The sequence below is a fragment of the Streptomyces sp. NBC_00414 genome (assembly GCF_036038375.1).
In the GTDB taxonomy this organism is placed as follows: domain Bacteria; phylum Actinomycetota; class Actinomycetes; order Streptomycetales; family Streptomycetaceae; genus Streptomyces.
This window is the reverse complement of the sequence record NZ_CP107935.1, coordinates 4,984,605-4,996,851: the sequence shown is the minus strand read 5'-3', so window position 1 is coordinate 4,996,851 and position 12,247 is coordinate 4,984,605. Positions and strand designations below refer to the sequence as shown.

Genomic DNA, 12,247 nt, shown 5'->3' with positions numbered 1-12,247 from the left:
CGAACACGCGCCGACACCCCCACCCCCACCCCTACCAGCCGCACGCGGCTGCAACCCGCATGCGTGCTACACGTGCCGGAGGACCGCCAGCAGCTCATCCACCAGCTCCCGGTCCCGCGGCTGCGTGACCCGCGTACGGGCCGCCGCCGGCGTGAGCCACAGCACCCGATCCACCTCGCGGTTGGGCACGAAGCGCCCCTCCGTCGCCTCGGCGGCCCAGTAACTCACCCGCTTGGGCCGGTCGTTGGCCACGTAGTGGAGCGTCGCCAGGCGCGGCCCCGGCGCACACCGGTGCCCGGTCTCCTCCTCGACCTCGCGCAGAGCCGCGGCGAGCGTGTCCTCGCCGGACTTCAGCTTGCCCTTCGGGTGCGACCAGTCGTCGTACTTCGGCCGGTGGACCAGGCAGATCCGCAGTTCGCCGTCGGCCGGTGAGCGGCGCCACAGTACGCAGCCCGCCGCGAGAACGGGGTCCGGGTTCGTCGTGTGCACTGGGCCTCCCATCGCGAGTGGTGACCTCCGTCGGTCACGGAGTGCCGACCGTCTCCCTCAGCCAGGCCCGCTGAAACGCGAATCTGGCCGCTTCCACTTCGTGCCGCTGGTCGGCGTGGAGCACGCCGAGCGCGTACGCCGTCGCCGGGGCGATCCGTGGGGTGCGGGCCGCCGAGGCCGCCGCCGCGGCCGCCTCCGCCGCGTCGCGGTGCCGGTCCAGGGCCTGGCCGGCGTTCAACAGGCGGACGTCCACGAGGACTTCGTCGCCGAACAGGACCTCGCGCGCGTAGCGGTGCAGGCGCAGCAGAAGGCGTACCTGGTGCCAGGGGGCGTCCTGGGGCTGCGGCGCGGTGTCGGCGGAGAGGCCGTGGACGAGGGCCTCCGAGTTGTAGGGGTGGCCCGCGGTGACCAGGGGGAGCCCGGTGACGGCGTCGCAGAGGCGGTCCTCCGCGGTCGCGGCCATGGGCCCCAGCCCCGTGGCGGCCGCGCCCGCGGTCAGCGGGACCTCGCTGGCCAGTACGGCGACGTTGTCGGCGACGGCGTGGAAGCGGCTGGAGCCCAGGGCCTGGAGCGCGGCCGAGTGGGCGCGGGTGCGGGCGAGGGTCAGCTGGCGCTCCAGGAGGGCACCGGCCTTGGCCGCGCCGACGGTCAGCTGGCCCTTCTCCGGCCGCACCTCGGAGGAGGCCTGGGTGGGGAAGGCCGCCGAGCCCGAGAGCCGGTGCAGCGCCGCGAGCAGCCGATCGAGCCGGGCCCCGTACGCGTGTTCGCGGGCCAGGGTGCCCGAGAGCCAGGCCAGTTCGGGGCGCATGCCCTCCGACCAGCCCTCGTCGAGCAGTGGCCGGAACGTGTGCAGGGTGCCGCTGATGCGGCGGGCCGAGCGGCGCAGGGCGCGCGCCGCGTCCACGGCCTCCTTCGAGCCGTTCTCCCCCACGCTCGACTGCGCTCGCGCGGGGGGACCCCCACCCGCCGCGCCGCCGGTCTCCCGGTGCTGGCGCAGCGCGCGGAGGAACTCCGTGGCCTGGGCCCGGAGGTACGCCGCGAGGGCGTCCCCGGCCACGGGTCCGGCCGTCGGGTCAAGGTGTTGCTGTGCCACGCCGGCGCCTCCGGGCGTCTATGAGCATCTCCTGGACGTTGCGCAGTGGCTGGCCCTCGGCGTCGGTCGCGTGCCGGGTCCATTCGCCGTCGGGGCCGAGGTGCCAGGAGGAGGTGGTGTCGGACATGCCGGTCTCGAACAGCCTGCTGAGGGCCGCCCGGTGGGCCGGGTCGGTGATCCTGACCAGCGCTTCGATACGCCGGTCGAGGTTGCGGTGCATCATGTCGGCGCTGCCTATCCACACCTCGGGCTCGCCTCCGTTGCCGAAGCCGAAGACCCGGGAGTGTTCGAGGAAGCGGCCGAGTATGGACCGTACGCGGATGTTCTCGGACAGGCCCGTGACGCCCGGCCGCACCGCGCAGATGCCGCGCACCCAGATGTCGACCGGCACACCTGCCTGGGAGGCGCGGTAGAGCGAGTCGATGAGCGCCTCGTCCACCATCGAGTTGACCTTGATACGGACGTGGGCGGGACGTCCGGCACGGTGGTGCTGGACCTCCTTGTTGACGCGCGCTATCAGGCCGTCGCGCAGGGACTTGGGCGCGACGAGGAGGCGGCGGTACGTCTCGCGGCGGGAGTAGCCGGAGAGCCGGTTGAAGAGGTCGGAGAGGTCCGCGCCGACCTGCGGGTCGGCGGTCAGGAGTCCCAGGTCCTCGTACAGCCGGGCGGTCTTCGGGTGGTAGTTGCCGGTGCCGACGTGGCTGTAGCGGCGCAGGGTGTCGCCCTCCTGGCGCACCACGAGCGACAGCTTGCAGTGGGTCTTGAGGCCGACGAGGCCGTAGACCACGTGGCAGCCCGACTCCTCCAGTTTGCGGGCCCACTTGATGTTGGCCTGCTCGTCGAAGCGCGCCTTGATCTCGACGAGGACGAGGACCTGCTTGCCTGCCTCGGCGGCGTCGATGAGGGCGTCGACGATGGGGGAGTCGCCCGAGGTGCGGTACAGGGTCTGCTTGATGGCCAGCACGTCCGGGTCCGCCGCCGCCTGCTCCAGGAACGCCTGGACGGAGGTGGAGAAGGAGTCGTACGGGTGGTGCAGCAGGACGTCGCGTTCGCGCAGGGCGGCGAAGATGTCGGGCGCGGACGCCGACTCGACCTCGGCGAGGTCGCGGTGGGTGCCCGCGATGAACTTCGGGAACTTCAGCTCGGGCCGGTCGAGGGCGCCGATGCCGAAGAGGCCGGTGAGGTCCAGGGGACCCGGCAGCGGATAGACCTCCGCCTCGGAGATCTTCAGCTCTCTCACCAGCAGGTCCAGGACGTACCGGTCGATGGACTCCTCGACCTCCAGGCGCACCGGCGGGCCGAAGCGGCGCCGCATGAGCTCCTTCTCCAGGGCCTGGAGCAGGTTCTCGGCGTCGTCCTCCTCGACCTCCAGGTCCTCGTTCCTGGTGAGGCGGAACGTGTGGTGCTCCAGGACCTCCATGCCGGGGAAGAGCTCCTCCAGATGGGCCGCGATGACGTCCTCGATGGGGACGAAGCGGTTCGGGGAGGCCTCCAGGAAGCGGGAGAGCAGCGGCGGGACCTTGACGCGCGCGAAGTGGCGGTGGCCGGAGACCGGGTTCCGCACGACGACCGCGAGGTTCAGGGACAGACCCGAGATGTACGGGAAGGGGTGCGCCGGGTCGACCGCGAGGGGTGTCAGGACCGGGAAGATCTGGTGGCGGAAGAGCGTGAAGAGGCGCGCCTGCTCCTTCTCGGACAGTTCGCTCCAGCGGACGAGGTGGATGCCCTCCTCCGCGAGCTGGGGCGCCACGTCCTCCTGGTAACAGGCGGCGTGCCGGGCCATGAGTTCGCGCGAGCGGGCCCAGATCATCTCCAGCACCTCACGGGGCTGGAGGCCCGAGGCGGAGCGGGTGGCCACGCCGGTGGCGATGCGCCGCTTCAGACCGGCCACCCGGACCATGAAGAACTCGTCCAGGTTGCTGGCGAAGATGGCCAGGAATTTCGCCCGTTCGAGGAGGGGCGTGTTGGGATCCTCGGCGAGTTCGAGGACCCGTTCGTTGAACGCGAGCCAGCTGCGCTCCCGGTCGAGGAACCGGCCCTGCGGAAGCTGGACACCGTCCTGCACCAGATCCTCGTACTCGTCGAGGTCGGCGTCGAGGTCGGGCTCCAGGTCGGAGACGTTCGCCGCCACGGTGTGCGGGCGGTGGGCGGCTATGGAGCCGACGGACGGCTGCGGGTGCTGGACCTGTGCCTGGGCATTGGGCTGGCTCATGAACCCATTCTTCCGTGCCCGGCCGGAAACAGGCGCGTCGGAGAGAGCGGGCGGGAGCGCCGCGCGGAGGTGCGGGCTCCCGTTCTCCCTCTTGCGGGAGGGCTCGCGCTCCGGCGGAGGCGAGGGCTCGGGCGGGGCGGGGTTCATTGCCAGAGGGTCGCAAGCCTGTCTGAATCACTGGTTACGGAGACATGACGTGCGGGATATCGGGGGGAGGCTCCCCGACGTCGACATGGCTGCCCCACGTGTCGACCCGCGCCGTCCGGAAGGGCCCGCGCCCGGTCAGGGGCGCCTTCGGGGGCGCGGGGCCGTGACATGTGCGGCTCCGCCGCGTGCGCGCGGCCGGCCACAGCGGCCCCGCACAGGCATCCGCACCTCAGGCACCCGTAGGCACCCGTATCTCAGGCCGTACGGCGGCGCAGCACCAAGAAGGCGGCCCCGGTGGCCAGACCGGCAACCCCGAGCACGATCCCCGTCTCCACAAGATGCATCGGCCAGTAGTGGGACTCGGGATGGACGGCGCTCCCGCCCATCGGCCAGAGGTCCTCCCGATGCACCTCAAGGTTGTGGTTGACCAGGTACATCACCCCGCAGGAGACGGCCGGCGCGGGCAGCGCCCGCCGCACCACGACCCCGGCGAGCGCGCCCACCCCCAGCCCGCACAGCCCGTACGCCACCAGCGCGGGCCCCCGCGCGGCGAACACGTCGTTGAAGGTCCAGTCGTCGCCCATCAGGTCCCGGTTGGCCGCCCAGGCCCAGCGGAACACGAGGACGAACACCGTGCCGCCGGCCACCAGCAGCAGCGCGGGCACCGCGAGCTTGGCGGCCAGCCAGCGCGTCGGCGAGACCGACTGGGTCCAGGCCAGCTGGGCGGTGCCGGCCTCCAGCTCCCGCCCGGTCAGCGCGCCGCCGGCGAACGCGGCCACGGCGAAGAAGCTGTAGTAGACGAGGGTGGAGGCCCAGCTGATCCCCCCGCCGAAGCTGACCAGGGCCTCGACCCGGCAGCGGCCGTCGGGCCGTGCGCACGTGAACATCCCTTCCCGTACGGAGTCAGCGGTGATCCCGGTCTCCCAGACCAGCGTGCCGACGGCGGCCAGCAGGAAGGCGCCCCACACGGTCAGCGCCGCGCGGTGCAGCCGCAGTACGGCCCATGGCAGTCCGGTATTCAACGACGGCGCGGTTTTCATACGGCGGCTCCGGCGGCAGCGGTACGACGGTTGAGCAGGACGAACGCGGCGGTGACCGCGAGGGCGGCGACGGCGAGGACGATCCCGGTCTCGACGAGCTGCAGGGGCCAGAAGTGGGACCGCGGGTGGTAGGTGGCCCAGATCTCGTCGAGGCCGCTGTGGGCCAGGCAGCTGCGCAGTTCGGCCGCGCTGCCGGTGTCGGCGCAGGCCATGTTGTTGCCCATGCGGGCGCCCTCGTCGGTGATCACGCCGCGGTCGAGCTGGAGGGCCCTGTCCGGCAGCTCCAGCGCCTCGGTGCCGGAGACCGTGACCGTGGGCCACATGCTCGGCCGGTACCGATCGCCCGACTGGGTGATGGCGAACGTGACGGCGCAGGCGACGCCCAGGGCGGGCAGCGCGCGGCCGAGGAGCAGGCCCGCGAGAACGCCGACGGCCAGGCCGCAGAGGGCGTACGCGAGGGCGACGGTGCCGTTGGAGCGGAAGTCGTACGCGTCGAACCATTCCGTCCAGAGCAGTTCGGCGCCGCTGTTCCACATCAGGCGGTGCAGCGGGATCAGCAGGGCCGTGCCCGCGGTGACGAACAGCGCCGGGACGGCGAGTTTCGCGGCGAGCCAGCGGGCCGGGGAGACGGACTGGGTCCAGGCGAGGTGCGCGGTGCCGTTCTCCAGCTCGCGGCCGATGAGGGCCGCGCCCGCCCAGGCGGCGATCAGGAGGGGGAGGAAGGAGACGACGAGGGTGGTGAGCGCGACGGTCGTGCTGTAGCCGCTCAGCCAGGGGCCGGAGGGGAAGTAGCAGCCCTCGTCGACGTTCGTCCGGCACTGTTCGCGGACGTCCGCGGTGGCTGCCTGGACGCCCGGTCCGTACGCCCACAGCATCGCCGCCGCGAGGGCCGTCACCAGCGGCAGCCAGCACCACAGGGCCGCCCGGTGCAGCCGCAGGATCGACCGGGCGAGCCCGAGGCCGGTCCCTGGGGCGGGGGCCGGACGCCCGGGGGTGAGGAGAGTCGTCACGGGCGCGTGTCCTCCTCGGTGAACAGGTCCGGGGCCTCGGGGTTGCGCAGGTGGGCCAGGAGCAGCTCCTCCAGGGAGGGCGCGGCGGTCTCCCAGCCGTCGGTCGGCGGGCTGTCCGGGCCGCCCGGCCGCCGGACCAGCGCGGTGAGCTGGCGGCCCGTGGAGTGCGACTCGACGACGGTGTGGCCCGAGAGGTCGCGCGCCGGGCCGGTGAGCAGGGTGTGCGCGGCGAGCAGCCGCTCGGGCTCGCCGCCGAGCCTGATCCGGCCGCCGCCCATCAGCAGCAGGTGGTCGCAGACGCCCTCCAGTTCGGCGACGACGTGCGAGGACATCACGATGGTCGTGCCGCGTTCGGCGGCCTCGCCCAGCAGTGCGCCGAGGAGTTCGCGCCGGGCCAGTGGGTCGAGGTCGGCCATCGGCTCGTCCAGCAGCATCAGTTCGGGCCGTTTGCCGAAGGCCAGGGCGAGGGCGACGCGGGTGCGCTGGCCGCCGGAGAGCGAGCGGATCCGGTCGCCGGGGCGTAGGGCGCCCTCGCGGAGCGCGTCCGGGTCCCGGCCCGGTGCGGCCTGCCCGGACGTGTCCCCGTGCACCGGTCCGTACGCGATGCGTTCCGCGGCCGTCCGGTCCCAGCGGGCGCGGTTCAGTTCGGCGCCGAGGCGCAGGGTGGCGGCGACCGTGAGCTGGGGCGGCAGCGGCTTGGCCTGGGCGACGTAGGCGAAGCGTTCGCGGGCCCGGGCGGGAGTGGTGCCGAGGATCTTCACCGTGCCCTCGGTGGGGCGTATCAGGCCCGCGGCCAGCGCGAGGAGGGTCGACTTGCCCGTGCCGTTGGGCCCGACCAGGGCGCATATCCGGCCCGTGGGCAGGCGGAAGGAACAGTCCCGCAGTACGGGGCCGCGCCTGCGCCGGTACTGCTTTCCCAGCCCGACCGCTTCCAGCGCGGTCCCTTCGTCGTCCCTGTTCATCGCTCCCCCTCAGGGCACTTCTCGTCCAGTACGGCGGTGAAGAGCGCGGTGATGTCCTCGCGCTCCAGACCTTCTCCGCGTGCCTCGTCCAGCCAGGCCGTGAGCTTCGAGCGCAGGGCGGTGTGGTCGGCGGGTGCGGAGCCCAGGGAGCGCCGCACGAAGGTGCCGAGGCCGCGTCTGGCCTCGACCAGGCCCTCGCGTTCCAGCTCGCGGTAGGCCTTGAGGACGGTGTTCGGATTGATCGCGGTGGCCTCCACGACCTCACGGGCCGTGGGGAGCTTGTCGCCGGGTTCGAGGACGCCCAGACGCAGTGCCCGCTTCGTCTGCTGGACGATCTGGACGTACGTGGCGACACCACTGCGCCGGTCGATGCGGTACTCGACCACGCGACAACCACCCTTTCACTAATTGAGTAGTGAAAGGGTGGTGCAGGGCCGGGTGCGTGTCAAGGTGAATCCGGGGTTCCGGAAACTTTTCCAGGATGTGCGGGCCGATGCGTGAACCGATCCGTGGGGCTCGTGCGATGAGGGGGCGTGAGGGAAACGAGAAGCGACGGGGAGCTGCTGCGGGCCATCGCGGCGGACGGTGACCGGCGCGCCTTCGAAGAGCTGTACCGGCGGTACGCGCCATGGCTCGGGGCGAGGCTGCGGGGCCGCTGTTCCGACGCGGGGACGGTCGACGACGTCGTGCAGGAGACGTTCCTCGCGGTGTGGCGCGGCAGTGCCCGCTACCGCGAGGAGGGCGACGTGGCCGGCTGGCTGTGGCGCATCGGCTCGCGGCGGCTCATCGACTCCCTGCGGGGCGACGGCGCCCGGGGCCGGATGCGGCAGGCGCTCGCGCGGCTGCGGCACCGCGAGGAGGTGTCCGCCGAGGAGCGCGTGCTCGCGGGGGTGGGGCACGGGGACCTCGCGGGCGCCCTGGTCCGGCTGTCGCCGGAACTGCGCTCGGTCCTCCAGGCCACGGTCATCGACGGGCTGACCACCCGGGAGGCGGCCGTCCTGCTCGGCATCCCGCCGGGGACGGTCAAGACACGGGCACTTCGGGCCCGCAAGCAGCTGCGGGAGGAGTTGGCATGAGCGACACGAACGAGGCCCGCGACCCGGGCGGCATGACCTGGCACGTCGCGGAGGACGACCTCCGGGCGTACGTACGGGGCGAGCTGGCGTCGCCGATGCTCTGGTCGGCCGACACCCACCTCATGGCCTGCGCACGCTGCCGGGCGGTGCTCGCCGAGGTGGGCGACCCGGTCCCGCTGGACGAGGGATGGGAGCGGCTCGACGCCGAACTGGACGTGCCGCGGCCGGGGTTCATGGAGTCGCTGCTCGTGCGGTTCGGGGTGGCCGACCACACCGCGCGCCTGCTGGCCGCGACACCGGTGCTGCGCCGGTCGTGGCTGGCCGCGGTCGTGGCCGTGCTCGTCATCACGGTGATCGCGACCAACTCCGGCCGTACGTCCGACGGCCCGGGGATGTTCCTCGCCCTCGCCCCGCTGCTGCCCCTCGCCGGGGTCGCGCTGTCGTACGGGCCGGTGCTCGACCCCACGTACGAGATGACCGTGGTGTCTCCGATGCACGGGTTCCGGCTGCTGATGATCCGGACCGTTCCGGTGCTGGCCGCCGTGCTCGTCCTGAACGGCCTCGCGTCGCTCGCGCTTCCCTCGTACGGACTGCGGGCCATGGCCTGGCTGCTGCCCGCGCTCGCGCTGACCTCGTCGGGGCTCGCGCTGACACCCCGGCTGGGCCCGGTCCTCGCGCCGAGCCTGGTCGGCGGGGCGTGGGTCGCCGTGCTGCTGGTCGCGCGGCAGGCGACGAGCGCCGAGGGCACCCTCGCGCCCTACACGGTGCCCGGCCAGGGCGTCGCGGCCGTGGTCGCGGTGCTCGCCGCCGGGTTCTTCTACCTCCGCCGCGACCGCTTCGACGCGACCTCCGCGCACACCCCGTTCGCGGGCTTCCAGGGCGGGGGTCCGGCGTGATGTCGGCCGCCTGGCGCAGGCGGTTCAAGCTGGTCGGCGCCGCACTGCTGATGACCGCCTCGGTCCTGCTCACGGTCCTCGTCGGGGTGCTCCGTTTCGCCGCCGAGGTCCTCTCGGCCTTCGCCTCCTCCGGCAAGCGGGGTCCGTTCTCCTCCTCTTCCTCCGATTCCTCGGGCGGGGGCGGTGAGTGAGGGCCCGCGCCCTTCTCCCGTTCCTCGTTCTTTTTGCCTTCCTCCTCTTCCACTGGAGTCACGCATGTCCGACCTTGCTTCGGTACCGACGGTGTCCGCCGCCGGGCTCACCCTGCGCTACGGCGGAACGGCCGCCCTCGACGACGTGTCGGTGCGGCTCGGCGAGGGTGTCACCGGGCTGCTCGGGCCCAACGGGGCCGGGAAGACCACCCTGTTGCGGGTCCTGGCCACCGCCGTGCCCCCGGACAAGGGAGCGTTCTCGGTGCTCGGCAACGACCCGGGCACGTCGGCCGGCCGGCAGGAGGTGCGGCGCGCGCTCGGCTATCTCCCGCAGGCACCCGGGTTCCACCCGGACTTCACGGCCTTCGAGTTCGTCGACTACGTGGCGATCCTGAAGGAGCTGACGGACCGCACCGCCCGGCACCGCGAGGTGCGGCGGGTCCTGGACGCCGTCGCGCTGTCCGACGTACGGAGCAAGCGGATCAAGAAGCTCTCCGGCGGGATGCGCCAGCGGGTCGCGCTGGCCGCCGCCCTCGTCGGCGATCCCGGTTTCCTGGTCCTCGACGAGCCGACCGTCGGCCTCGACCCCGAACAGCGCATGCGGTTCCGGGAGCTGATCGCCCGGGCCGGGGAGGGGCGGACCGTGCTGCTGTCCACCCACCAGACCGAGGACGTCGCGATGCTCTGCCACCGGGTGATCGTCATGGTCCGCGGCCGGGTCCGCTTCGAGGGCACCCCGGCCGAACTGACCGCACGGGCGGCGGGCCGGGTGTGGAGCAGCGCCGAACGCGACCCGGGCGCGTGGGCCGGATGGCGCACCGGTACGGGCTCCTTCCGCAACGTCGGCGAACCGCCGGCGGGCGCCGAACTCGTCGAACCGACCCTGGAGGACGGCTACCTGCTCACCCTCGACGGCGAGTCCTCGGAGGTGGCGGCATGAGCACCGCAGTCGAGACACCCGCGCGGACCACCGGGCCGACGCACCGGCCACGCCCCTGGGCGGCCGTGTTCGCCCTCGCCCGCTTCGAGGCGCGCGAGCTGCGCCTGGTCATCGCCTTCCTCGCCGTCTCGGTGCTGTACGTGGCCTGGATCGTCTGGCAGACCACGCAGCGCCAGGGCGACTTCCCGGTGCTCCAGGACGTCGACCGCGACACACAGACCATGCCGATGCTGATCGGGCTGGTCGTCATGCTCAACGTCAACCGGGCGGTCCTGCGCTCCCGCCGACGCGACACCGACCGTCACTTCGACGTGCTGGTCGTCGAGCCCTGGCGGCGTACGGCCGCCCATGTCCTGTCGATCGTCCCGGTGGCCCTGTTCACGGCGGTCTGCGTGGCCGTCCAGTTCACCTGGGCCGCGCTCAAGCCCGGGGCGGTCGGGCACGGTTCGCCGGCCGAACTCGTCGTCGGCCCGCTGACGGTCCTGCTGTTCGGCGTGGTGGGCGTCCTCCTCGCCCGCCTCTTCCCCTCGGTCGTCGCCGCGCCGGTCCTCCTGGTCCTCCTGCTCTTCGCGTCGGTCTTCGTGGCGAGTCCGTCCGGGTCCACGTGGGCGACCTGGCTGGGCCCGGTCGTCAGCGAGAGCGGTTCCTCCCCGTTCCCCTCCGACCTGCTGGCCCGCCCCGCCGCCTGGCACGCCCTGTACCTCGTCGGGCTCGTCCTGTTCGTCGCCCTGCTCGCGGTGCTGGTCGGCGGCGGGCGCACGACGGTCGTCAAGGCGGCCGTCGCGGGATCGCTCGCGCTCACGCTGGTCGGCGCGGTCGGCCAGTCCGGCGGCACCCCGTCCGGTTCGACGCCGGCCCGTGAACGGGCGTCGGTCACCCCGGAGAAGGTCCGCTCGTGCGTCGAGCACGGCAGGTCCTCCTACTGCGCCTTCCCCGAGTGGACGGGCCGCACCGCCGACTGGGCCGCCGTGGTCGACCGCGTCCAGAACCTCGCGGGCGGCAGGGCCGGCGGCGAGCGCCTGACCGTGGAACAGCGCCTCGACGCCCGCTACGGGCTGGCGTCCGACACCCTGATCTCCCCGTCCACCGCACCCGGCCACGTGACCGTCGGCACGGACTGGGGCGGCAACCGCGTCCCCGAGTTCGCCGTAGCCGTCGCGTCCGTGCTGGTGGCGGGCGACGAGAAGGCGGGCAGCGAGGTGTGCGACGCCCGCGTGGTGACGGTCATGTGGCTGGCGCTGGGCGGCGAGTCCGACCCGATGTCCGCGCTGCGCCACGTCCGCCTCGACGACAGCGACGAGGGCCGCGCCCTCGTCCTGTCACCCACCGAACCGTTCAGCATGAGCGCCGAACAGACCCGCATCGTCGTGGAGTTGCTCAAGAAGCCGCGGTACGACGTCGCCGGCAAGGTGAAGGCCAAGTGGACGGAGCTCACCTCGCCCCGGACGTCGATGACACGGGTGGCGGAACTGCTGGGCGTACCGGCCGCGGGCAAGGCGACGGACGGTGACGCGTGCGAGGAAGAATGACGGCGGCCACGACACGCGCTCTGCTGCCGCCCGTGTGGCACGCGCTGCCCCGGCGCGCGTTCGCGGCAGCCGCCGCCGTGGGGCTGCTGCTGGCAGGCATCCCGCGCATGCGGTCCGGCCCGCCGGACCCGTATCTCGGCCTCTACGCGCTGCGGACCACCGCGCTGGTCCTCGCCCTGGGCCTCGCGTTCCTGCTGGACGACCCGGCCCGGCACATCACCTCGACGGTGCCGGCCCGGCGCCCGCTGCGGGTCGCCCTGCGCGTGGCGCTGGTCGCCCCGTGGGCCGCGCTCTGCTGGACGGCGGCGGTGCTCCTCGTCCCGGAGGAGGCCCGGCCGCCGGTCGGTGCCCTCACCCTGGAGGCCGCCGCCACCGCGGCACTGGCCCTCGCCGCGGCGGCCCTGACCGTACGCCGCACCCAGGTCACCGAGCCGGGAACGGCGGTTTCGGCCTGGCTGCTGGCCACCGCCGCCACCGCGTTCCTCCTCCTGCCGACCCGCTGGACCCTCTTCGTGACCCCGGACGACCCCCACTGGTCAGCCAGCCACGACCGCTGGGCACTGCTGCTGGCGGTGGCGGCGGCAGCGGGGGCGAGGGCATGCGCGGAACCCCTGCGAGCAAGGCTGAGGCTGGGCCCCTTCTAGGCAGGGGCCCGCTCGGGC

13 protein-coding genes are annotated in these 12,247 nt (G+C 73.1%); 6 read left to right on the top strand and 7 right to left on the bottom strand.

The genetic code is table 11. From position 1 onward, the window contains the following. Positions 1 to 66 precede the first annotated feature (66 nt). The 7 genes from OHS59_RS21545 to OHS59_RS21515 form a co-directional block, all read right to left on the bottom strand. Positions 67 to 501: an NUDIX hydrolase gene (locus OHS59_RS21545; RefSeq protein ID WP_443061477.1), complete on the bottom strand. Its 435-nt coding sequence runs from the start codon at positions 499 to 501 to the stop codon at positions 67 to 69. A 22-nt stretch (positions 502 to 523) separates the two neighbouring features. Then, positions 524 to 1,582: a CHAD domain-containing protein gene (locus OHS59_RS21540; RefSeq protein ID WP_328495055.1), complete on the bottom strand. Its 1,059-nt coding sequence runs from the start codon at positions 1,580 to 1,582 to the stop codon at positions 524 to 526. After that, positions 1,563 to 3,794 carry an RNA degradosome polyphosphate kinase gene (locus OHS59_RS21535; RefSeq protein WP_328495054.1) on the bottom strand — a complete coding sequence of 744 codons (2,232 nt, stop codon included), beginning with the start codon at positions 3,792 to 3,794 and terminating at the stop codon, positions 1,563 to 1,565. Before OHS59_RS21535 ends, OHS59_RS21540 begins: the two co-directional genes overlap by 20 nt. A gap of 401 nt (positions 3,795 to 4,195) precedes the next feature. Further along, positions 4,196 to 4,981: a hypothetical protein gene (locus OHS59_RS21530; RefSeq protein WP_328495053.1), complete on the bottom strand. Its 786-nt coding sequence runs from the start codon at positions 4,979 to 4,981 to the stop codon at positions 4,196 to 4,198. Next, positions 4,978 to 5,991 (bottom strand): ABC transporter permease, encoded by a 1,014-nt coding sequence (locus tag OHS59_RS21525; RefSeq protein ID WP_328495052.1) that lies wholly within the window; start codon positions 5,989 to 5,991, stop codon positions 4,978 to 4,980. Before OHS59_RS21525 ends, OHS59_RS21530 begins: the two co-directional genes overlap by 4 nt. After that, positions 5,988 to 6,953 carry an ABC transporter ATP-binding protein gene (locus tag OHS59_RS21520; protein WP_328495051.1) on the bottom strand — a complete coding sequence of 322 codons (966 nt, stop codon included), beginning with the start codon at positions 6,951 to 6,953 and terminating at the stop codon, positions 5,988 to 5,990. The genes OHS59_RS21525 and OHS59_RS21520 overlap by 4 nt, the downstream gene beginning before the upstream one ends. Further along, positions 6,950 to 7,339 (bottom strand): GntR family transcriptional regulator, encoded by a 390-nt coding sequence (locus OHS59_RS21515; RefSeq protein WP_328495050.1) that lies wholly within the window; start codon positions 7,337 to 7,339, stop codon positions 6,950 to 6,952. Before OHS59_RS21515 ends, OHS59_RS21520 begins: the two co-directional genes overlap by 4 nt. A 147-nt stretch (positions 7,340 to 7,486) precedes the next feature. Between OHS59_RS21515 and OHS59_RS21510 the strand changes: the two genes are divergently transcribed. From OHS59_RS21510 to OHS59_RS21485, 6 genes are all read left to right on the top strand, one after another. Then, positions 7,487 to 8,029, top strand: coding sequence for an RNA polymerase sigma factor (locus tag OHS59_RS21510; protein ID WP_328495049.1), 543 nt, complete (start codon positions 7,487 to 7,489; stop codon positions 8,027 to 8,029). 32 nt (positions 8,030 to 8,061) lie between these two features. After that, on the top strand, positions 8,062 to 8,925 hold the full coding sequence (locus OHS59_RS21505; RefSeq protein ID WP_328499298.1) for a zf-HC2 domain-containing protein: 864 nt from the start codon (positions 8,062 to 8,064) through the stop codon (positions 8,923 to 8,925). Beyond that, positions 8,925 to 9,116 carry a hypothetical protein gene (locus OHS59_RS21500; RefSeq protein ID WP_328495048.1) on the top strand — a complete coding sequence of 64 codons (192 nt, stop codon included), beginning with the start codon at positions 8,925 to 8,927 and terminating at the stop codon, positions 9,114 to 9,116. Before OHS59_RS21505 ends, OHS59_RS21500 begins: the two co-directional genes overlap by 1 nt. Before the next feature lie 64 nt (positions 9,117 to 9,180). Further along, positions 9,181 to 10,056: an ABC transporter ATP-binding protein gene (locus OHS59_RS21495; protein ID WP_328495047.1), complete on the top strand. Its 876-nt coding sequence runs from the start codon at positions 9,181 to 9,183 to the stop codon at positions 10,054 to 10,056. Further along, the gene (locus OHS59_RS21490; protein ID WP_328495046.1) at positions 10,053 to 11,585 is read left to right on the top strand and encodes an ABC transporter permease; all 1,533 of its coding nucleotides are present in this window, start codon (positions 10,053 to 10,055) and stop codon (positions 11,583 to 11,585) included. Before OHS59_RS21495 ends, OHS59_RS21490 begins: the two co-directional genes overlap by 4 nt. Continuing rightward, a complete protein-coding gene (locus tag OHS59_RS21485) occupies positions 11,582 to 12,229 on the top strand; it encodes an ABC transporter (RefSeq protein WP_328495045.1) in 648 nt (215 codons plus the stop codon). Before OHS59_RS21490 ends, OHS59_RS21485 begins: the two co-directional genes overlap by 4 nt. The last annotated feature ends 18 nt before the right edge of the window (positions 12,230 to 12,247 follow it).